This window comes from Streptomyces sp. TLI_146 (assembly GCF_002846415.1).
GTDB lineage: Bacteria > Actinomycetota > Actinomycetes > Streptomycetales > Streptomycetaceae > Streptomyces.
In genome coordinates, this window is the sequence record NZ_PJMX01000001.1 from 8,455,041 (window position 1) to 8,475,900 (window position 20,860).

Annotated in this window: 16 protein-coding genes and 1 pseudogene; 12 read left to right on the forward strand and 5 right to left on the reverse strand. The window is 69.9% G+C overall.

Features of this window, described 5'->3' with window-relative positions:
- The first annotated feature begins 498 nt into the window (after window positions 1-498).
- Window positions 499-1,413 (forward strand): pentapeptide repeat-containing protein, encoded by a 915-nt coding sequence (locus BX283_RS37615; RefSeq protein ID WP_101392834.1) that lies wholly within the window; start codon window positions 499-501, stop codon window positions 1,411-1,413.
- 117 nt (window positions 1,414-1,530) lie between these two features.
- Here BX283_RS37615 and BX283_RS42505 read toward each other — a convergent pair.
- Together BX283_RS42505 and BX283_RS37625 are read right to left on the reverse strand one after the other, a co-directional pair.
- Window positions 1,531-2,390 (reverse strand): annotated as a pseudogene (locus BX283_RS42505) (oxidoreductase).
- Window positions 2,387-3,241, reverse strand: a complete 855-nt coding sequence (locus BX283_RS37625) for a helix-turn-helix domain-containing protein (protein ID WP_101391848.1) — start codon at window positions 3,239-3,241, stop codon at window positions 2,387-2,389. The pseudogene BX283_RS42505 and the gene BX283_RS37625 overlap by 4 nt, the downstream one beginning before the upstream one ends.
- A 220-nt stretch (window positions 3,242-3,461) precedes the next feature.
- On the opposite strand from BX283_RS37625, the gene BX283_RS37630 reads away from it, so the two are divergent.
- The 3 genes from BX283_RS37630 to BX283_RS37640 all read left to right on the forward strand — a co-directional run bounded on the left by BX283_RS37630 (window position 3,462) and on the right by BX283_RS37640 (window position 5,931).
- On the forward strand, window positions 3,462-3,992 hold the full coding sequence (locus tag BX283_RS37630; RefSeq protein WP_101391849.1) for a hypothetical protein: 531 nt from the start codon (window positions 3,462-3,464) through the stop codon (window positions 3,990-3,992).
- Between the two features lie 337 nt (window positions 3,993-4,329).
- Window positions 4,330-4,971 carry a hypothetical protein gene (locus BX283_RS37635; protein ID WP_101391850.1) on the forward strand — a complete coding sequence of 214 codons (642 nt, stop codon included), beginning with the start codon at window positions 4,330-4,332 and terminating at the stop codon, window positions 4,969-4,971.
- A gap of 387 nt (window positions 4,972-5,358) precedes the next feature.
- A complete protein-coding gene (locus BX283_RS37640) occupies window positions 5,359-5,931 on the forward strand; it encodes a peptidase inhibitor family I36 protein (protein ID WP_143676580.1) in 573 nt (190 codons plus the stop codon).
- A gap of 157 nt (window positions 5,932-6,088) precedes the next feature.
- On the opposite strand, the gene BX283_RS37645 is transcribed toward BX283_RS37640, so the two are convergent.
- Window positions 6,089-6,316: a hypothetical protein gene (locus BX283_RS37645; RefSeq protein WP_101391852.1), complete on the reverse strand. Its 228-nt coding sequence runs from the start codon at window positions 6,314-6,316 to the stop codon at window positions 6,089-6,091.
- Between the two features lie 60 nt (window positions 6,317-6,376).
- On the opposite strand from BX283_RS37645, the gene BX283_RS41100 reads away from it, so the two are divergent.
- Together BX283_RS41100 and BX283_RS37650 are read left to right on the forward strand one after the other, a co-directional pair.
- Window positions 6,377-6,580 carry a hypothetical protein gene (locus tag BX283_RS41100; RefSeq protein ID WP_143676581.1) on the forward strand — a complete coding sequence of 68 codons (204 nt, stop codon included), beginning with the start codon at window positions 6,377-6,379 and terminating at the stop codon, window positions 6,578-6,580.
- A complete protein-coding gene (locus tag BX283_RS37650) occupies window positions 6,577-6,774 on the forward strand; it encodes a hypothetical protein (protein ID WP_101391853.1) in 198 nt (65 codons plus the stop codon). Before BX283_RS41100 ends, BX283_RS37650 begins: the two co-directional genes overlap by 4 nt.
- Here BX283_RS37650 and BX283_RS37655 read toward each other — a convergent pair.
- Entirely contained in the window at window positions 6,767-7,915 is a 1,149-nt protein-coding gene (locus tag BX283_RS37655; protein WP_101391854.1) for a glycosyltransferase, read from the reverse strand. The two genes, BX283_RS37650 and BX283_RS37655, sit on opposite strands and share 8 nt — an antisense overlap.
- Window positions 7,916-8,159: 244 nt before the next feature.
- Between BX283_RS37655 and BX283_RS37660 the strand changes: the two genes are divergently transcribed.
- The 5 genes from BX283_RS37660 (at window position 8,160) to BX283_RS37685 (ending at window position 19,022) form a co-directional block, all read left to right on the forward strand.
- Window positions 8,160-8,885: a VOC family protein gene (locus tag BX283_RS37660; protein ID WP_101391855.1), complete on the forward strand. Its 726-nt coding sequence runs from the start codon at window positions 8,160-8,162 to the stop codon at window positions 8,883-8,885.
- A gap of 872 nt (window positions 8,886-9,757) precedes the next feature.
- A complete protein-coding gene (locus BX283_RS37665; protein WP_101391856.1) occupies window positions 9,758-13,114 on the forward strand; it encodes an ALF repeat-containing protein in 3,357 nt (1,118 codons plus the stop codon).
- Between the two features lie 154 nt (window positions 13,115-13,268).
- Window positions 13,269-15,710: a LamG-like jellyroll fold domain-containing protein gene (locus tag BX283_RS37670; protein ID WP_101391857.1), complete on the forward strand. Its 2,442-nt coding sequence runs from the start codon at window positions 13,269-13,271 to the stop codon at window positions 15,708-15,710.
- 346 nt (window positions 15,711-16,056) lie between these two features.
- The gene (locus BX283_RS40910) at window positions 16,057-18,060 is read left to right on the forward strand and encodes a DNA/RNA non-specific endonuclease (RefSeq protein ID WP_180357390.1); all 2,004 of its coding nucleotides are present in this window, start codon (window positions 16,057-16,059) and stop codon (window positions 18,058-18,060) included.
- Between the two features lie 174 nt (window positions 18,061-18,234).
- Window positions 18,235-19,022, forward strand: a protein-coding gene (locus BX283_RS37685) for an IS5 family transposase (RefSeq protein WP_373979516.1) whose coding sequence is annotated in 2 segments (ribosomal slippage) — window positions 18,235-18,568 and window positions 18,568-19,022 — 789 coding nt in all. Because the reading frame shifts where the segments join, the coding sequence is not laid out codon by codon here.
- Between the two features lie 265 nt (window positions 19,023-19,287).
- Here the strand turns inward: BX283_RS37685 and BX283_RS37690 are convergent.
- On the reverse strand, window positions 19,288-19,761 hold the full coding sequence (locus BX283_RS37690; protein ID WP_101391858.1) for an SsgA family sporulation/cell division regulator: 474 nt from the start codon (window positions 19,759-19,761) through the stop codon (window positions 19,288-19,290).
- Window positions 19,762-20,054: 293 nt separating this feature from the next.
- On the opposite strand from BX283_RS37690, the gene BX283_RS37695 reads away from it, so the two are divergent.
- Window positions 20,055-20,858: an alpha/beta hydrolase gene (locus BX283_RS37695; protein ID WP_101391859.1), complete on the forward strand. Its 804-nt coding sequence runs from the start codon at window positions 20,055-20,057 to the stop codon at window positions 20,856-20,858.
- Window positions 20,859-20,860 lie beyond the last annotated feature (2 nt).

The window sequence follows — 20,860 nt, forward strand, 5'->3', positions numbered from 1 at the left end:
GCGCTGGCCGCCGCGGGACCGCGGCCTCGCTGAGGAGAACTCTTTTCGTGTGCGCGGAGCACACCGATCATCCCTGGCACAGTGGTCAGGAGCCCCGGCAGACCCCTGTCTTCGCGGCCACGCCCGCCGCACGGCGTCCCGATCAGTACACCTCACCCGCGCAGTGCGCGAGCCCGGCAGGTCTGAGCACCGCGAGGGCGCGTTCGCTCACCACAAGCCGGTTGTCATTGGTGACGCCGAAGTCCGGCATAGCAACGGGCCGCCCCCGTACGTGCAGTGGCCCCGGAGTTCCCGCACCGATCTCGGTCGTGCAATGACAGAGGAGAGGATGTGCCTGTGCCATGCAGTGCTGCTGGCTCAGCGCAGGGGCAGCAGCATGGCGTGGAACAGGGGTGCCTGGGGGAGGCGGGGCCCCGGAAGTCCGGCCGTTGTGTTCCCGCCTGCGCGGTGGCGGGCTGTCACGCGTACGGGCAGTCCTCCGAGGACATGCTCCTGTGTATGAAACGGAGCCGGACGCGTGCACTGCTGCTTGCGCTGCTGGCCGCCGCGTTCGTCGGCTACATCCTGCTGTTGTGGCAGGGCCCGTGGTGGCTGGATGGCGATCGGCTACGCCGACGGGATCTCCAGCCGGCCGACAGCGTGGTGATCACAGGGTTCCGCACGACGCTGGTCGCCCTCGGCGCTGGTGCGGTGGCCGGGGCCGGCCTCTACTACACCGACCGTACGTTGCGACACACTCGCGACCGGGACCGCGAGCAGGCCGAGATCGCCCGGGACGGTCAGGTGACCGCCCGCTATGTGGAAGCCATCAAGCTGCTTGCGTCGAAGCGTACGGTCGAGCGTCTGGGCGGCATCTATGCGCTGGAGCGGATCATGCGGGACTCGGCCAAGGACCACCTCACCGTGGTCGAGGTCCTCGCTGCGTTCGTCCGGGACCAGGTGCCGGTGGTGCCCGACGCGGAGTTGTCCCCCAGAGTGCAGCTGGAAGAGTCCGTCCAGGCCGCCTTGACGGTTCTGGGGCGACGGCCGCCGGTGGAGGAGCCGTTCCGCATAGACCTACGACGTACCGACCTACGCGGAGCACACCTTCAGGACGCCCGCCTGGAGCGCGCACGCCTCGCCGGTGCGCGTCTGGAGGGAGCCAACCTGATCGGCGCACACCTGGGGGAGGCATGGCTGAGGGAGACCCGACTCGGGGGCGCGTGGCTGGACCGTGCCCACCTTGAAGGGGCCTACCTGAGAGGGGCAGACCTACGCGGTGCCATCCTCAGGGGGACTCATCTCAAGGGAACCCGACTGTTCAACGCGGACCTGTCGACAGCAGTCGGCCTGACTCCGGATCAGGTGGGCGAGGCGGTGCTGGACGTGGAGACGAAGCTGCCTCCCGCGATGGTGTCCAACGACAGCTCTTGATGAAGATCTCTGAATCCGGTCCCGGTCGTTCTTCGTCGCCCGCCGGCATGCGGCCGTCTCGGTTTCAACGACGACGGAGCGGATGACCGCCCCCCGGGTGGTTGGTGATGCATGCGGTCAGCTTGCGGTGTGCTTCGAGGGGAAGTCGGCGCTGAGAGTTACCTCCCGCCAGCCGTCGAAGGCGGTCCTGAGGGAGTCGAGCTTGGCGGTGGCGATGTCGTATGCGGCCTTGCCCAGCAGTAGGCGCAGTGGGGGTTCTTCGGCGGTGACCGCGTCGATGACGGCTTGGGCTGCGCGTGCCGGGTCCCCGGGCTGGTGGCCGTAGGTGGCCAGGGTGCTCGCGCGTCGTGTGCCCGCAGTGGAGGCGTAGTCGGCGATGGTGGCGGCGGACTGACGCATCGAGGGCCCGGACCAGTTGGTGCGGAACGCGGCGGGTTCGACGATCGTGACCTTGATGCCGAGTGGGGCGACCTCGGCGGCGAGGGACTCGGAGAGACCTTCCACCGCGAATTTGGTGGCGTGGTAGTAACCGGTGGCGCCGAAGCCGACCAGGCCGCCGAGGGAGGACATGTTCACGATGTGGCCGGTGCGACGGGCTCGCATGCCGGGCAGGGCGGCCCTGGTGGTGTTGACCAGGCCGAAGACGTTGGTGTCGAACAAGGCGCGAACCTCGTCGTCCTCGCCCTCCTCGACGGCGGCGAGGTACCGTAGCCCGCGTTGTTGACCAGTACGTCGATCTGTCCGAAAGCGGCCTGTGCCTGGGCGACCGCGTGGGCGATCTGTTCGGCGTCGGTGACGTCCAGCGTCAGGACGATGGCGCGCTCCTCGTGCCCGGCGATCACATCGGCGGCCTTGCCGGGATCCCGGGCCGTGACCACCGCCCGCCATCCGTGTTCCAGCACGGCGCGGGCCAACTCCCGGCCCAGGCCGGAGGAGCAGCCGGTGATGAACCAGACGGGGGAATCAGCGGAGTTCATGCGGGATGTTGCCCTTCGTCTTGAGTGTCGGGGAGTTCGGTGAGGGCGAGGCTGCCCAGCAGGGCCAGCGACTGTTCGGCAGCGCTGCCGGGTTCGGCTCGGTAGACCACCAGGTGCTGGCCGGGGGCACTGTTGACGGAGAAGGTCTCGAAGTCCAGCGTCAGGTCGCCGACCAAGGGGTGTCGAAAGCGTTTGGCCGAGGCCGTTTTGGCCCGCACTTCGTGGCGCGCCCACATGCGTGCGAAGTCGCGGTCACGCACGCAGAGTTCACCCACCAGGTCCTGCAGCCGCGGGTCGTCCGGGTCGGGATTCGCGGCCCGCAGTGCGGCCACGCACCCCTGCGCCACAACAGCCCAGTCGCGGTAGAAATCCTGTGCGGCGGGGTTGAGGAACATCGCTGTGATCAGGCTCGTCTCGTTGCCGAGCCAGGAGAACAGCGCCTCGCCGAGGGCGTTGACGGCCAGCAGGTCGAGGTAGCGGCCGTAGACCAGAGCCGGTGTGTCCGCCCAGGCGTCCAGCAAGGACACCAGGTGCGGGCCGGCGTATTCCCGGGCGGCGGCCGGGGGCCGCCCGTGCTGGGGTGGATCGATGAGGGCGCGCAGGTGGGCGGCTTCCTCGTCCTCCAGCAGGAGTGCGGCCGCCAGTGCCCTTTGGACCTGGGGTGAGGGATTGCGTTCGCGTCCCTGTTCCAACCGCACGTAGTAGTCGGTGCTCACTCCGGCGAGGACGGCGGCCTCCTCCCGGCGCAGACCAGGGGTACGGCGTTTCCCCGCGGGCATCCCGTGGTCCTCGGGGCGCACCAGCGCGCGCCGGGCCCGCAGGAACTCGCTCAGCCGTTGGTTCTTGTCCATGCCTGTCACCGTAGAGGCCGGCACCGTCAGCAGGGTGGCCCTGCCGCACCCACCCGGACGAGATGATCAACCGCTGTTCGGTAGCCCCGGCACCGCTGCCTCATGCGACTGGGGGCCTTGATCGTCGTCACTGAGCTTTGGTGAGCAGCGTGTTGGTGCCATCGAACGTCGAGTACGGCCCGTTGCACGGCCCCCACCAGGGCCTTCGTAAGCTGGGGCGGTGAACGAGGACGAGCAGACCCTGGCCCTACTCCGGACTCTGGACCAGCTGCCGGGACCGGATCACCTGGAGTTCCCCGACGGCTTCGACTACTCACTGGCCAAGGCGCAGGCAACCCGGCTCGAAGACCGCCTGACCCGCGACTTCAGGCGGGCTTGCGCACTCGACGACCAAGTCCAGGACGCCAGTTTCTACTTCCGGATCGCCCTACCGGCCGAGGCGACCGAGGCTGACGTGCCCCTGGGCGTACGGCTGAGCAATTTCGGCAACCTGGCGGTGGTGACCACTCCGGGGCCCGATAGCCATGACGACCTGGACCAGGCCGTTCAGGAAGGCGCTTTGACCGCAGCTGACCGCAGCCGCATCGAGACTGCCCTCCACGATCTCGGCTACACGCTGGTCCGGCCAGCACTGCTCCACCGGCCCTACGACGGCGTGACCCGGCTCGCCGACGAAGGGTTCTCCCACATCAGCTACGGCCCGCACCAGGGCCGCGCCACCTGGTGGACCCGCTACTTCGAGTACCTGTGACGGGGATGTCCCGCCACGCAAAGCCCGAGCCGCGAGCGGCCAATCCATTTCCGCGCACATCATCACGATGGCGAACCGGCAGACCGTCCGGCCGCGAACGCGCGGCTCTCCTGCTCCCTGCGGCATCCCTCGCCCGGACCATCGACGTCCGTCGGCAGCCCCTCACGCGACAGCGAGCCCAGGAAAAGGCTAGGACGAACCAAGGACGGACCAAGGTCACGTGTGCGTAGCCTCCGTGTCGTTCAGCCCGTTCGGGCGCGACGCATGGAACAGCAATCAGTCGTTCGGCAGTCGTTGCCGGTGCGCACGCACCGGCAACACGAGACGAGGGGAAACCGTGTCCGTACTGCCTAGAGCACGCAAGCTCCGCCGCACCATCGCCACGTTCGCCGCCGTGCTCGCTCTCGCCGGCGGAACCGCACTCGGCGCCGCCACCACGGCGACCGCCGTCGACACCGCCCCCATGACGACCAGCGCCACCGGCGCCACGGCTCACCCCGCGCAACAGCTGATCGCGCGTACGAGTACGAGCACGTCGAAACCGAGCTTGACCACTTCGTGCAACCCGCGGATCTGGATCGGGGACCAGGCACCGTACGGCTGGCAGGGTTGGATCACCGCTGGATGGGTCCAGCAGTACTGGAACCAGTGCACCGATCACGTGGGCGTCTACTGGTGGTGGAACCAGGACTTCGTCAACCGGGTCGGCGGTACGGCGACCCTCAAGGTTGGTTCCCCCTACGGGCCGCTCCTGGCCTTCGCCAACGTCAACACGAGCTACAGCCAGTGGTCCTACGAGCCGTCCCAGTGGACCCACGGAGCGCCGAACCCTGACGCCTGGCGTGCCGGTGCGGAGATCAACTTCAGCGGCTGCACCCAGTGGGCCACGTTGCACTGGTATGGCGGTCAGGACTGGGACGGCGACCGCGGCGGCTGCAACAACCCGTTCGCCCCATTGCCGAATGGGACCCAGCCGTGATCTGACGGCCGGTGTGTCACCGCCCCGCCGGCGGAGTCCAGCAGGGCGGGCCGTCAGCTCGCGGCTTGTTCCTGGCCCACCCCGGCCCCGGCCGTGCCCGTGCCTACGCGGGCCGGCGGGGCAGCCGGGCAGGGCGCGCCCGAGACCGGCCGACCGACGCGGGGGTTGTCCGGCGGACAACCCCCTTGTCCGCTCTCTTGTCCGCGCTGACCTGCGTCGTTGCGGTCGGCTGATGGCGGCCAATTCCTCCTTGAGGAAGGCTCCTCGTGGACGAAGTACCCAACGACGAACCGGGCCGTAGCTGGGCCCGGGCGCGTTGCCGCACGACGACGTACTCCCGGTCGCCTCTGCGGATTCGGGCGACTCCGAACATCGGAAGGAGCACATATGCGTATACGTAAGGCATTGGCAGCGCTGGTCATGGCCATCCTCGCGCTGGTGGTCGCCCCCAGTGCCGCCGACGCGGCTGGAGGAGCCGCGAATGGCGGACACACGGACTTCTCGGCGCAGGCCAGAAGTGCCGGGCTGAGCGGCCCGCAGGCGAAGGCACTCCAGGATCGGGTCGACGGCTACCTCGCGAAGACCCACGGCGCCCAGATCGGCGCCAACAAGATCGCCCTGGACAACGGTGTTCTGTTGCTCGCCCTGCCGGGGGAGCAACGAGCCCGCGACCTGGCCGTACAGAACGCCCCCAGCGGTGCGGCGGTCAACTGTGCGTACACCTACGTGTGTGCCTACAGCGGCGAGGACTTCACGGGTGACGAGATGATCCTCTTCACGTGCAACCACCTGAACCGTATCTACTGGTCCGGGACCGGATCCTGGATCAACAACCAGCGCTCGACCCTGTACGCCAGGTTCTACGACAGCAACGGCAACCTCGGCTGGACCTCGCCTGGCGGATACAGCGAGGACCGCCACGCGCCCTGGGGCTGGGTGTGGTGGCTGAGCCCCTGCTGAGGACGGGCTGACCTCGGTAGCGCACTGACACAGAACCGACGTGACTGGGTGGGAGTGGCTCGCTGCCGCTCCCACCCGGCCGCGTGTGGGCAATGCGAAATCCTGCGCCGATCACGTGTCAGACACCTCCACCGGGCGGGCCGTGGCTCCCGCCCGGTCAGGGCCGCGCTTCTCGTCGTGCCTGCTCGCGCAGCGCCATCCGGGCCGCCGGCGAGGGGCCTTCCGGGCCCCAGTACGGGTGGGCGGCGATCAGGACGGAGAGCCGCTGGAGGCTGCGCCGGGCGGCCGCGGTCCCGCCCGGCGCGGGATCGGTCAGCCGCCGGTACGCGTCGTACCACGCCACCTGGGCCGTCACGAGATCACGGGGGAAGGGAAACGTCGCCATGGCGGTATTAGACCGCGTGTTCGAATTAGCAGCCAAAAGCGCAGGTGGAATACTCCCGCCGTGACCTCCACCCGTCGCCCCCTCGGTACCGGCCCCCGGACGCCGGAGCCGCCGGCACCGCCCGCCGGGCCGCGTCCCCGCGTGCTTGCCGCACAGGCCGACCTGGACACCGGCCCCCTGGGCCAGGCCCGTCTGCCCGACGTCGATGATCTGCGGGCCCGGGGCGTGCTGGGCCCCGAGCCCCTGGAAGACTTCACCCCGTGAGCACGACGCGCCGCCCGCTGGGCACCGGCCCCCGCACCGACGACGAGCAGTCCCGCACGCAGGAGCGCCGCGCCGCCGACGAGCGCGGGCGCGCCAGCTCCGGCAGCCCTGCTGCGCCCGCGCCCAGCCCCTCGCGCGGTGGCCGCCGTCCCCTGGGCACCGGTCCCGACACGGAGCCTCCCGCGTTCACGTGAGGCCGTCCCGCAGCCCTGCGACGTCGAGCGGGGGCAGCTGCGACAGTTCCGTGGCGGCGGCGGTCATGGCGGCGCCGTACAGCGGGTCGTCGAGGACGGCCGCCATGGCGTCGGCGATCTCGTCACGGGCCGCGGTGAAACCCAGTGCCCGGCCGAGGCCGCGCCGCGCGAACGCCGTGGCGTTGGCGGGCTGGTCACCGAGAACCCCCATGGCCAGGACGGGCGTTGCGCCCTGCACCGCGTCCAGCAGGGACGCCCGGCCCGCGTGCGTCACGAACAGGTCGGCGTCGTGCAGCAGCGCGGGCTGAGGGACGTGCTCGACGACGGTGATTCGCGGGTCCGCGCTGCGCAGCCGTTCCGCGAGGCTGCCCGCGGACACGATCGCGTCGCAGCCGATCAGGGAGAGCGCGGCCATGATCTCCCGGTACGCGCTCTCGACGACGGTACGCAGGCCTGACATCGCGGTGGCCAGCGTGCCCAGGCTCACGTAGACGAGCGGGCGGGCGGCGGACGGGGCCGGCCCTTTGGGGCGGGTGGTGCGGAAGTGCGCGATGGTGCGGCGGACCGCGCGTGCCGAGGGCGGGGGTGTCCAGTAGAACCAGTCGACCGGCGCCGGGGTGAGCATCGGCGGGAGGGTGGGGGTGCGCTGCTCGTGCTGCTTGTAGAGGGGAGCCAGCGCGGGCGCTATGTCGGTGTCCCAGAGGTCCAGGAGGATCGGGCCCAGGCCGTTGTCCGCGGCGATCAGGGGCAGCCCCAGCACCCTGGCCGCGAGTTGCGCACCCAGGTCGCTGCATTCGGCGATCACCAGGTCGGGCCGTGCCCAGGTCCACGAGGCGAGCAGGTCATGGGTCTTCGCCTCGGCCTCCTCGGGCCAGAGGTGGCCGAAGACGTACTGGTTGAAGGGGGTGTTCCCGAAGCGTTTCCAGATGTCGCTCGCCGTCCGCTGGACGAAGGGGTCACCGGTCCACTGCGATCCGGCGCTGCGGAACTCCACCCCGCGTCGCCGCGCTTCGCGGCGGAACATGGGAGGGGCGTGGAGCACGACCCGGTGGCCCTGTTCGAGGGCGGGGCGGATGACGTAGTCCAGCGCGGACACATGGGAGGGGATCGGCTCGGCGGTGACCGCTATGCGTAAGCCCACGAACACTCCAAGGATTTGAATGGATTTGGGAGGGTGACGGGGCGATCCGATCACGGCAGGGAGGGAGTGCGCAGCGGACCGGCGGGCAACTCGCCGTCCCTTCCCGGGGGAACGGAGGGCACCGGGCGCGCGGCTGGTGGCAGCGGAAATAGGGATGCGGGTGTCGTGCGCCCGCCCCTAGGCTGCGCACGCGCGGGGCGGGCGAGGCACCCTGTCGACCGTCGATGATCGGAGACGCACAGGTATGACCAGCCAACTGTTCGCGATCTGCTTCAACGCCACCCGGCCGTCGGACCTGGCAGGGTTCTGGTCCGGGGTGTTGGGCTGGGAGCGGACCGACGGGACGGATACCGCCGCCGAGATCCTGCCCCCTGAGGCCGACGGGGCCGCCGGGTACCGCATCCGCTTCCTGCCGAGCCAGGAGCCGAAGACCGGCCAGAACCGGGCCCACTTCGACCTGACGAGCACCTCACCGCAGGACCAGCGGCAGACGGTCGCCCGGGCGCTGGAACTCGGCGGGAAGCACATCGACGTCGGCCAACTCCCCGAAGAGGGGCATGTGGTGCTCGCCGATCCGGACGGCAACGAGTTCTGCGTCATCGCGGCGGGCAACAAGTTCCTCGCTGACACCGGTGTCATCGGCGCGCTGGCCTGCGACGGCACACAGGAGGTCGGTTACTTCTGGAGCGCGGCGCTCGGGTGGCCGCTGGTGTGGGACCAGGATCAGGAGACCGCGATCCAGTCGCCGGACGGCGGCACGAAGATCACCTGGGGCGGCCCTCCGGTGGCGCCGAAGACCGGCACGAACCGGCTGTACCTCGAGTTGGCCCTCCCCGCCGACGCCGACAGGGAGGCGGAGGTCGAGCGCCTGATCGCGCTCGGCGCGACGCGCGGTGACGGTGGCGAGGACGGCCGGGTGCTGATGCTGGACCCCGACGGCAACGAGTTCGCGCTGCGCAGGCCCAGCTAGGGCCTGCCCGACGGGTCCCGTCGGCCTCCCTCGGGGGCTCTTTAGGTGCTGGTGAGCGGGGTTTGGTGCGTCCAGCTGCAAGGCGGAGGAGGGCGTCGACGCGTGGGGGTCCCTCCCTGCTCGAACGAAGCTGAGAGCTTGGGGGAGTCGGCCACTGACGACAACGCCGCAGATGGGCGTGCCAAACCCCCGCGTGTCGACCGGCCCATCGGGCAGGCCCTGGTAGCCCCGGTCGAACGCTGGGGTTTCTGGCGCCCTCGATCCACGCTGACATTTCCACTGGCGCACCCGCGGCGCGGGATCGCCGGCGCCCTGCGCCGGCTCGTCGACCCTGTCGAGGGGCACAGGGACAGGACAAGGGGTATGTGTGACGGTGGCGGGCTCCATGGGCCATACCGGGAGATAGCCACCGGGAGATGAACGGGGCCGGGCCCCGCGCTGCTGTTGCACGCAGCCCTGGCAGCAGCGGCGTTCACCACGCACGGGCGCGAGGCTCTCCCCCGCGCGCCGACAAAGTGCGCAATGTCCGCCCCCGCACCACGCGGCTGAACAGGCCCATCACCGCACCGTGCGATTGTCCGCGGACAATGCGCATTGTCCGCTCCCGTAACGCGGGTCACGTTTTCATTGACGGACAATCATTCCGCTGAAACCGTGGGAGATCGGCCGGACAAGCCACCCCACCCATCACAGCCGCGGCGAGGACAGAAAACTTCGTCGGGCTTCTCGGCGTGCACGGACGCACACGTAAGCACCACGGCATCGAATGATCCGGGCCTGCGCTATCGGCACACACCACCCGCTTGTGCGGGAATTCCGTATGCCGGGCACGGCTCATGCCTCACACACAGAAACCACAGGGGAACACTCCTATGCAGACAACGTTCTGGAGCCGCAGACGGGTCCTGGGCGCACTCGCCGCCACTGCGGCCGTCACGGCCACGCCCTTGCTGCCGTTACCCCAGGCGCGCGCCGCCACCGGGAGCGCGCCGCTCGACCCGCTCGCCCTCCCGGACACCGACCGGGCCGCCGTGGTCAAGGCGTGGGTGACGGGAGGAGCGGCCGTCAAGGCAGCCGCGGCCGAAGCCCTCTGCGGCAGCGACGCCGACGTGCGGTCCTTCCTCGTCGACACACTGCCGCGCGCGACCACCGACGACAACCGCGTCGCCATCACCGCCTACCTCGCCCGCTCCGGCAAGGGTCTGCGGCGCGAGGCCGGAGCCGCACTCGCAGGCGGTGACCGTGCCATCGCCGACTTCCTGCGGGACGGCTTCGGACCCGCCGTCCTGGAAGATCTGCGCGTGGCGACCGCCACCTTGACGAGTACCGGCGGCAAAGCCATCCGGCGGGAAGCGAACGCGGCCCTGGACGAAGGCACCCAGCAGGCGCTGGAGGACTACCTGACGGAAGGCCGGTTCACCGCCCACCTGGAGGACATGCGGGTGCAGATCACCCGCATGCTGCCCACCGCGGGCCCCGAAGTGACGAAGTACGCCACGCGCGCCTTGGACGGGACCGCATCGGACGCCGAGTTCTTCCTCGACACGGGCCAGCACATCGCCCGCGCCCGCGACCAGGAGTCGGCCACGATCGAGGAACTTGTCGCTGTCGTCCAGCGGGAGGGCATACGCGCCAAGGCCGAGACCGGACTGGCCGTCGAGGCGTCCGCACGCGCCCAGAACTCTGCGCGTATGGCCAAGGAGGCAGCGGAGAGAGCCGCATCCGAGGCCGAGGCCGCCCGGGACGACGTGGAGCGCTCAGCAGCCGCCGCCCGTAAGGCCTCCAGCGCTGCCAAGGACGCGGCGAACGCCGCCCGCAACGCCATCAGCGCCTCCAACGCCGCGGTCGCCGCGTCCCGCCGCGCCTCCTGGGCGTCCACGGCCGCCTCCCACGCCGCCGCCACCGCCGCGAACGCCGCATCGCGCGCCTACAAGGCCGCCATCGCGGCCTCCGCGGACGCCGGGCAGACCGCGGCGGCAAAGGAAGCCGCGGTCGCCGCCCGCAACGCGGCCGCCCAGGCCCGGTCGGCGGCCAGCGCCGCGGACGAAGCCCAGACCGCATCGGCGCAGGCCGCGGCCGCCGGCTCCGCTTCCGCCGCCGCCGCACGCAACGCCGCCGGCGCCGCCACAGCCTCCGCGCAGGCCGCCGCCGCGGCCGGGGCTGCCCAGTCGGAGGCGGCCGAGGCGAAGCACCAGGCGGAGATCGCGACCGCTGCCGCCAACCGCGCCACGAACGCCGCCTCCACAGCCCAGGCCCTGGCGACGGCGGCGGCAGCTGCGGCGCGCACAGCACGCGACGCGGCGAACTCCGCCGCCGCCCACGCCGAGAGCGCGGCTGACGCGGCCGAGGAGGCGGTGAAGTACGCCGGACAGGCCATCGACTTCGCGAACAGGTCCACGGCCCACGCGGCCCAGGCCGTCGAGGCTGCCAACACCGCGACCAAGGCGGTGGAGGACGCCATCGCGGTGGAGCGGGCGGCGCGGGAAGCGGAACTGGCCCGGCTGGAGCACGAGAAGCTCCAGGCCATCGACGAGGCCCGGCTGCTGGCCCGGCTGGAAGACGAGCAGCGAGCCGCGTACGAGGACAAGCGGGCACAGGACGAGCGCACGAACCAGGCCGTCAAGGACGTCATCCGCCGAGCCGAGCAGGCACTGGCGGCCAACGACCTGGCCCAGGCCGCCGTGCTGGGCCGTCAGGCCGCTGTCGGTCTGCTCACCTCCACGGGCGCGTGGACCCGTCAGGCCGCCCAGTTCGCCCTCGCGGGCGACGACGTCGACGTCCTGACCTGGGTCGACCTCGACCGCGCCCTCGCTCAGCACCAGGACGACCGGGAAACCGTCCTCTACCTCGCTCAGATATCCACTCCGGTGATCGCGCGGGCCGCTCAGGCCGCCTTGGAAGGCTCCAGCACCACAGCGGTGGGCGACTTCGTCACCGGCGGTGTGATCAAAGCGTCGCAGGAAGACAACCGCTTCCAGATCGCCCGTATCCTGACCACCAAACCCGGCAAGGCCGTCAGGAAGGCTGCCGACGACGCGCTGGACGCGGACACCCCGCAGGCCCTGCAGGACTTCTTCGACCGCAGTTACCCCGCCGCCGTCCGAGAGGACGACGCGGTCAGCGCGGCCGTGCTCCTCAACGCCGCCGGCGCTTACACCAGGGCATACGCCGAGGTGGCGCTGGAGGGTCCGACCTGGATGCGGCGGAACTTCGTCGGCGTCGTGCAGTACAGCACCGCCCAGCTCGACCACGACGCCGCCACCCACGTCGCGGCGATCCGCGGGGCGATCGCGGTCGCGGCGAAAATCGCCCAGGAGGCACAAGCCGATGCCGCGCTGGCGTCGCAGACCGCGGCACAGGCCCGCAACGCCGCCGCGGAGGCCCAGCAGTGGGCGAACAACGCCCTGGACTCGGCGAACCGAGCAAACCAGTACGGCGTGGACGCGAAACAGCTCGCCAACGAGGCGGACGCGTCCGCCCTCGCCGCCCAGGCATCGGCGAACCAGGCCAAAACAGCGGCGGCGGCCGCCCAGGGCGCGGCTCGGTCGGCGAACTACTCGGCGAACAAGGCCATCGACGCGGCCCGCTCCGCCCTGAACTCCTCCTACAGCGCCCAGGCGTCCGCCGTCGCTGCCCGCCAGGCAGCCCTGACGGCAGGCCAGGACGCCAAGGCCGCAGCGGACGCCGCCAGCGAGGCGCGCGCCACCGCCGCCCTCAAGCGCCAGGCCGAAGACGCCGAAAAGGCCCGCCAGGCCGCCGAGCAGTCCCGCCAGGACCAAGCCGCCGGCCGGAACCCGGCCGACAGCCAGACCCACGACCAGGTCAATGAGAACGGCACCGGCCCCAAGAGGGAGAACTGGTGGGAGGACGCCGGCTGGTACGCCGACGCCTTCAACTGCATCAGCATCGGCTCGGGGCTCCTCGCCGGCACCCTCGGCCTCGCCAGCCTCGCCTTCCCCCCGCTGGCCCTGGGCGCCGCGTTCTTCGGCGCCGTCTCCGCGGGAACCAGCGCATTGAGCGCCCTGTTCACGGGAATCGAGCACGGCTTCACCAGCGGCCCCTTCCTGAAGTCCGCCGGAAACGCGGCCCTGGGCCTCCTCTCGGCGGGACAGTCCAAGTGGCTCAAACCGCTGGGGCAGAAGGTGGCCGCCCCCGTGGTCAAGGAAGTCACTCACGTCGGCGAGGAACTCGCATCCTCGGTCACCAGGAAACTCTCGTCGATCTTCTGAACGCGCTTGCGCGCGAACACCACGCCGAGCACGTGTCGAGTCCTGCCGTCCACGGGCAGCAGGGGGCTGCGTCACCTGTCCGCCGGGAGGTGGGACGAGGAGCACTGCCGCGTACCTATTGAGGATCCACTCACCCCTCGTCGAAGGAGATCGGATGAAACTCGCACGACAGGTCGTCGCCGTGGTCGCGGCGGTGGCAGCATGCGTGACCACGGCCGGGACCGCCGCTGCCGCCGGTTCGCGCGCACCCGAATCGAGCAGAGCGACCGCTACGGACACCCAACCCGCTTCGGTGGTCGAGGACTTCGCCTACCCTGACGCCGAGAAGATCAGGCAGGAGAAGGGGATCGTCCTCAAGCGCGGCGACGGCCACATCGTGCTCGCCGAGTGCGGGACATCCACGGGGCTCATGGAAGTGTGGCCACGCGCACGGGCAAGGGTCTGTTTTCGGACCAACGGCCCCACAGGTTATCTCTCTTTGGAAATACCCTCCGTTTACCTGGTCAAGGCCAGCAAAGATGCGGCCGCTTCCGTCACCCTCACCGCGCCGGACCAGACGACACAGCAGATCGAGATACCCAAGAACACCTCGCAGGGGGTCGGCGAAGCCAACGACCCGCAGGAGCGCGACCACATGCTGGTGGAGATCCGGATCGGGCAGAGCGGCGCCACGTCCGTACTCTCGGGCGATCCGGCCCGCCCTTGGCTCGCCCGTGTCAACGTCAAGGAAGCCGGCCGCGAGGGCAGCCGCAGTTGCAGCGGCAGCCTGGTCGACAAGGCCTGGCTGCTGACGTCCGCGCAGTGCTTCAGTGGCAGCGCGGCGTCGCTGGTGAGCACGCCGGCGGACCCGCCGCCCGATGCGACAGCCACGTTCGCCGGGCAGCCGCCGATCAGGATCGACTACCTTGCGGCCCGCACCGACAGGGACCTCGTACTTGCCCGGTTGGCCGCACCGGTCACCGGTGTCACGCCCGCCGTTCTCGCGCGCGGTGCCGCCGCCGACGGCTCCGCACTGCTCGCTGCGGGATACGGCCGTACCAAGACCGAGTGGGTGCCCGACAGCCCGCACCACAGCAGCGTGAACCAGGCAAGTACCACGGCTACCGACCTGAACCTGACGGACGGACAGATCTGCAAGGGCGACGCAGGAGGTCCGGTCCTGGACGGCAACGGCCGTATCGTGGCCGTGCAGAGCCGAGCCAGTCACACCGACTGCCTGGGACAGCTCGGCCAGGGAACCAACTCGCTCGCAGCCCGCACCGACAACATCATCCCGTGGCTCGACAGCAGCACGTTCAACGGTATCGCCCAATACTCGCTCGATGAGAGCACTGGGTCCCGCCGAGTCCGCGGCGGCACGACGGAGAACTTCGTCGCCACGGTTGCCGGTGGGGCCGAGTTGGGGAGCCCGGGCAAGGTGGGCGGCGCCCTGCGATTGAACGGGACAACCGGCTATGCGGCGACCCCAGGTCCAGTAGTGGACACGACCAAGTCGTTCTCCGTCTCGGCATGGGTGAAGATGGACAACAAGGACCGCAACTACACGTTCGTATCCCAAGCGGGGGAACGCGCCAGCGGGTTCCAGATCTACTACTCCACGTACTACGACAGGTTCATCTTCAACCGGCACGTCAGCGACACCGACGGAACCGACATCGTCCGAGCGATCAGCAATCAGGCTCCGGTGCCGGGGACGTGGACCCACCTAACCGGCTCGTACGACATGGTCGCCCGGACGCTGTCGTTGTTCGTCAACGGCGAGTTGCAGAGCTCCGTGCCCTTCACCACGCCCTGGCGCGCCGGCGGCGGACTGCAGATCGGCCGGCTGCGCTATGAGAGCGACTGGCGGGAGAACGCCCAGGGCACGATCGACGAGGTGCGTGCGGTGCAGTCCACGGTGACACAAGCCGATGCCGCATCGCTCGCAGCGGGCACACTCCCTCCCCACCTACAGGAATTGGCCTACTTCTCGCTGGATGAGGCACCGGGAGCAACGAACGTCGACGGGGGCGACGGAGCCGGACTGTCGGCCACGGTTGCCGGTGGGGCCGAGTTGGGGAGCCCGGGCAAGGTGGGCGGCGCCCTGCGATTGAACGGGACAACCGGCTATGCGGCGACCGCAGGTCCAGTAGTGGACACGACCAAGTCGTTCTCCGTCTCGGCATGGGTGAAGATGGACAACAAGGACCGCAACTACACGTTCGTATCCCAAGCGGGGGAACGGGGCAGCGGGTTCCAGATCTACTACTCCACGTACTACGACAGGTTCATCTTCAACCGGCACGTCAGCGACACCGACGAAACCGACATCGTCCGATCCCTCAGTGCGGACCCTGCGCAGATCGGCGTCTGGACCAAACTCACCGGCGTCTACAACGCCGCCGACCAGACGATTCAGCTGTTCGTCGACGGAAAGCCACAGCAGGCGGCCACCTTCACCACACCGTGGCGGGCCAGCAGCGCGCTGCAGCTCGGTCGGCTCCACTACAAGGGAGCCTGGACGGAGAACGCGGCCGGCGCGATCGACAACGTTCGCGTCTGGACTCGCGCCGTCGAACCCGGCGACATAGCCAACGAGGGCATCACCGTCGCCTAGGAGAACCGGGGCCCGGCGAGGCCCCGCTTGCCCCAACAAGCATCCGCATCAGACGTGTTTGTGACCTGCGCGCCCGGCTGGCGGCTCGACATCCCCGGGCCATGACCCGCAGGACAGTGTGGTGGGCCGCAGGACGGCTCGCGCCGACCGGCCCACCACACCCCTTCATGCGGCCCCGATCGCCGCGACCCCCCTCGCAACCATGACAGACAGTCAGTAAGGGACGGACTCCCCGGATGAACACACCAACAGCGCCTCCGGCCCCGGACCGCGAAAGACGGTCCGCGGCGACTGCTCACCCGCCCCATGGGGCGGTGCCTGAAACGACGTCCTTCCGCGAGAAGATATGAAGTCGCCACGCGCGGGACGGCTACTCGTCAGCCTCCTCGGCCTCCTCCTCGTGGTAAGCCTCACCACGACCGGCACGGCTGCCGCTACCCAGAAGGCACCGACCGCCCAGACGCCCGCAACCGCCCTCGGCCAGGCGGACACAGCCCACCTCGGCGACCAGCCCGAGACCCCCATCCAGACCCAGCCCATCACGATCACTCCCGGTGAGCATTGCAGGCCCACCGCCGTCGGCTCCCGCGAACGCAGAGCAGGTGCCGTGGAAGCGTGCGTCACTACGAGCACCACAAGCCCCACGAGCACCACACCGGCGACACCGTCCGGACGACAGTCCCGCGCCATCGCTCTGCCGTCGGCCTCGCCCTCCACCGCTTCCGACGAGGGCGCCTGCACCATCACGGCCGCCGGGCAGTGGACCCACACCCGCTTCGGGTACTGCCTGAGCGGTTTGACCGTGCTGTACGTGCTCAAGGACAGCAATGGCAAGGAACTCGGCACCGGCACGCTGAGCGTCGCGACCAGCGCCACCCTCCCGGGCACCGGCACGAGTTGGAGAGAGTACGTCACCGTGACCATGACCGGCGCGGAGAGGGCAGTCACATCCCTGACTGCGAAGTTCAAGGTCTCCTGCTCGGCCGGCTGCACGGCGAGCAGAACCCCGCCCTGGTACGGAGGGCAACTGGTCAAGGGCCAGTCCGTCAGCGGCAGTACCTCCTACTCCTCCTCTCCCGCCGTCGGCACGAAGGTCGACTTCACGACGTCGTACAACCTCTACGTGACCTCTCCGGGTGCCGACATCACGGACCCGGACGCCTCCTGGAGCAACCCGAAGGTGATCCGCTGCGACGACGACGTCCGGGATACGAGCAGTTCCGGCAGCGAGCCCGGGCCGGGGTGCGTCGTCCCCAGCTTCATGCCCGTCGTCAAGATGAGCACCATCGCGAACGGGTCGGACTCGGGAGCCGCGGCGGCCGGATACCTGTGGGCCCAGAACAACCTTGCTGACGGCTGGGGGCGCAGCAGACCGCTGACCCGGGCGAAGAACGGCGCGGCCGACCGCACCAGCCGCACCTGCGAGGGTTCGCAGCCCTTCGAGGCCAGGGACTCCGTTCCGGACGACAGTTGCGGCGACTTCCCCTTCGGAGCCACCCATGAAGGAGGGACCGACGGCGCCCGGTGCGCCGAGATCATCCCCAAGCACACCGGCAGTGGATGGCACGTCTACCAGCTGATACCCACGGGCACCGGCATGCCGTGCGTGCGCGCCCATGTCCCGAAAGCCGACATCCAGTCCGCCGAGACGCAACTGGCTGCGGGCTTTGCCAACCAGCGCGTCCTGGAGCGCGAGCAGTTCAAGCTGGAGATCACCAGCACGACCCCCGAACCGCAGGGCGCCTGCCTGCTGAGCCCGCCGACCGGGTCCGGCCCGTCAGGCGACGGGTGGATCTCGAACACCAACGAACCGGTCGCCCAGCGCAACAAGACCACCGCCCCGCCCGGCCCGGCCGGTACCCGGCCAACCAAGGCAACGGCCTGTCTGGGCAAGACAAGCGTCAAAGGGAGCGATGCCGCGGGGGACATTACTGGATGGCAGGACGCCCAGATCACGGCCCGCCCTTATGCGCCGCCGGGAGCCCAGCCCCCGTTCGGGCTCGCCCGATGCCACCTGATCGCCAACATCCTCGGGGGGCAGGGCAGAATCACTGACGGACAGGACAACCTCGTCCCCTGCTGGCAGCTGGGGATGAACACCGGAACGCCCAGCATGCGCACCTTTGAGACCGCGGCCCAAAAAACAGTAACCTACGACAGCTTCGGGCCGAACGACGCCATCTTCTACGAGGTGACACCCCACTACCGGGACGCCACCAGCACCATTCCCGACAGCGTCGCCATGAGCGCCACCATCCAACGGGCAGACGGAACGACGGAGCCGCTGTTCCCCGACGTCGTCGTCGCCAACACCAAGGGGGCTGACAGCCCCATCAATCTCGGAAACTGACCGCATCCCACCCGCACCGATCGGAAACCGAAGACGCCCGGCCGGGTCTATGCCGGGCCGGGCGTCGTCGTTGTCTGCTGCGCTGGGTCTGTTGCCGCTGGTGGCTTACAAGCTATTTCGTTTGGTGTGATCTTGCGGGATGCTGGCTGAGTGGCAAGCCAGATTGTTGAGCGGATGGTGCCGGACGGTTTGTGGGAATTGTTCCAGCGGGTGGTGCCGCCGGCGCCGGTTCGCCCGCAGGGCGGCGGGCGCCGACGCCAGCACGGCGACCGTGAGGTCCTGGCCGCGATCGTCTTCGTGGCCACGTCAGGATGCACATGGAACCAGTTGCCGCCCGGCTTCGGGCCGTCGGGCGTGACCGCGTTCCGGCGGTTCACCGAGTGGTCCGAGGCCCGCGTGTGGGCCAGGCTCCACCGCCTCGTCCTTGACGAACTCGGTGCTCAGGGCGAGCTGGACTGGTCGCGGTGCGCGATCGACTCGGTCAGTGTCCGGGCGACAAAAGGGGGCAGCTGACGGGACCGAATCCGACCGATCGCGGCAAGAACGGCTCGAAGATCCACATGATCGTCGACCGGAACGGACTGCCGATCTCGATCGGCATCTCCGCGGCCAACCTGCACGACAGCCAGGCCTTCGAGGCCTTGGTCCGTGGCATCCCACCCATCCGATCTCGTCGTGGACCCCGTCGGCGACGGCCGGACAAGCTCCACGGCGACAAGGGATACGACTATCCCCACCTGCGACGATGGTTACGCTCGCGAGGCATCACGCCTCGCATCGCACGCCGGGGTGTGGAGAGTTCTGAACGCCTGGGCCGGCACCGGTGGGTGGTGGAGCGGAGCATCGCCTGGTTTGGCGGATGCCGACGACTCCACCGCCGATACGAGCGCAAGCCCGAACACTTCCTCGCCTTCACCGCCCTCGCCGCCACCCTCATCTGCCACCGCAGGCTCCCCAAATGAAATGTCCTTTTAGGGCCTGTCCGATGGGTCCGGTCGACACGCGGGGGTTTGGCACGCCCATCTGCGGCGTTGTCGTCAGTGGCCGACTCCCCCAAGCTCTCAGCTTCGTTCGAGCAGGGAGGGACCCCCACGCGTCGACGCCCTCCTCCGCCTTGCAGCTGGACGCACCAAACCCCCGCCCACCAGCACCTAAAGAGCCCCCGGACGGAGGCCGACGGGACCCGTTCGGACAGGCCCTAGCGGAAGGGCGTACGGGGCCCGTTCGTCATCGGTCGAGCGGAGCCCGCGGGCCGGCGAGGAGGTCCGCGGCGGTGGCGCTCCAGTCGACGCCGCAGAGCTCGTCGCCGGCGGGAACGAGCCGGTAGGTGTGCTCCAGCCACTGCGCCAGCGGTGGTGTCGGCAGTTCGAACAGCGCCGCCATGTCACCGGAGACCAGTTGGAGCCGCGCGGTCGTCCGGTCGCCGGGGTGCGACGGCCAGATCTGGACGGCGCCGAGGCCGCTCCTCGCGTACAGCCCCTGCCGCAGGAGGTCGCGCCCGATGTGCCAGCGGGCGCACGGGCCGCCCTCGACGGTGAACTCCGTGGACACGACCAAGGGCGAAGCGAGGTCGAACCCGAACACGGCGCTGACCGCCTGGCGGGCCGAGACACCCAGGACGCGTTCGATGGCCAGGGTGAGCCGGGGACGGGCGTGCGGTGTCGTTCGACCGGGCTGCACACCTGCTGGGTGGGCGCTCATGACGTGGGAGTCCTTCTCTGCGGCGGACGCTGACCCGCCTCACTCTCGTCCCCTGCGGAGCCGCGTGCGTACGTAAGTTGACCGTCGGGTTCTCGCGGTGTGTGAGGCGCCGCCCAGCAGAGTGCTGTCCTCCTTGAAGTGTTCTGTCCGGTTGGTTCCTCGGTGGATCGGTCAGCCGCGCACGACAGACGCATGACGTTAAGTCATTCGACTGTCGCCCTTGGACCGCGACTCGACGAACCTGGAGCAGTCACCCGCTGCCGTATGGCCGTGATGCTCGAAGGAGCCCCACCGTGAAACGTACTCCCGTCGTGTTCATCCACGGCGCGTGGCTGCACGCGCTGTCCTGGGAGCCATGGGTGGAGCGCTTCACCAGCCGGGGATTCCGCACGTTCGCCCCCGGCTGGCCGGGGGAGGGGCCCGTGCGGGACATGCGCGAGGCACCGGACACGCTCGGCGGCCCCGGTCTGGACGCGCTCACCGACCACTACGCCGCCTTCGTGCGGTCCCTCGACACCGCGCCGGTGATCGTGGGGCACTCGGTCGGCGGTCTCATCGCCCAGCGCCTCATCGCCGCCGACCTGGGGCGCGCCGCGGTGGCCATCGCGCCCGCCCCCATCAACGCCATCCTGCTGCCCGCGTCGTTCGCCCGGTTGCTGTCCACCGCCGCGAGCGGCCCCGGCCGGCCGTCGGTCGCCCTGTCGCCGCGGGTCTTCCACCGGGTCTTCGCGAACACGGTCGCGGTGGAGGAGGCGCGGCGACTCCACGAGCACCACGTCGTGCCCGCCCCCTCCCGGCTGTTCGCCGACCTCGGGTGCGGCGCCGGGGGCCCCAGCCCGCACACCGCCGTGGACGTCGCCAACGCGGCTCGCGGCCCGCTCCTGCTGGTCTCGGGGCAGGAGGACAGACTCGTCCCGGACGCGGCGACCCGCGCCGCGTTCAAGCAGTACGGAGACACCGCGGCGGTCACCGATCTGAAGCAGTTCGCGGACCGCGCCCACTCGCTCGTCATCGACAGCGGCTGGCGCCAGGTCGCCGACCACGTGCTCGGCTGGCTGCACGAACAGGGGGTCCGCGCCCACTCCCCGGACGGCTGAGC

Bases quoted from the DNA above. Each gene is read 5' to 3' on its own strand.
- BX283_RS37615 (WP_101392834.1), top strand. From the start codon at position 499: ATGAAACGGAGCCGGACGCGTGCACTGCTGCTTGCGCTGCTGGCCGCC.
- BX283_RS37625 (WP_101391848.1), bottom strand. From the start codon at position 3,241: ATGGACAAGAACCAACGGCTGAGCGAGTTCCTGCGGGCCCGGCGCGCG.
- BX283_RS37640 (WP_143676580.1), top strand. From the start codon at position 5,359: ATGCGTATACGTAAGGCATTGGCAGCGCTGGTCATGGCCATCCTCGCG.
- BX283_RS37645 (WP_101391852.1), bottom strand. From the start codon at position 6,316: ATGGCGACGTTTCCCTTCCCCCGTGATCTCGTGACGGCCCAGGTGGCG.
- BX283_RS37660 (WP_101391855.1), top strand. From the start codon at position 8,160: ATGACCAGCCAACTGTTCGCGATCTGCTTCAACGCCACCCGGCCGTCG.
- BX283_RS37665 (WP_101391856.1), top strand. From the start codon at position 9,758: ATGCAGACAACGTTCTGGAGCCGCAGACGGGTCCTGGGCGCACTCGCC.
- BX283_RS37670 (WP_101391857.1), top strand. From the start codon at position 13,269: ATGAAACTCGCACGACAGGTCGTCGCCGTGGTCGCGGCGGTGGCAGCA.
- BX283_RS40910 (WP_180357390.1), top strand. From the start codon at position 16,057: ATGAAGTCGCCACGCGCGGGACGGCTACTCGTCAGCCTCCTCGGCCTC.
- BX283_RS37690 (WP_101391858.1), bottom strand. From the start codon at position 19,761: ATGAGCGCCCACCCAGCAGGTGTGCAGCCCGGTCGAACGACACCGCAC.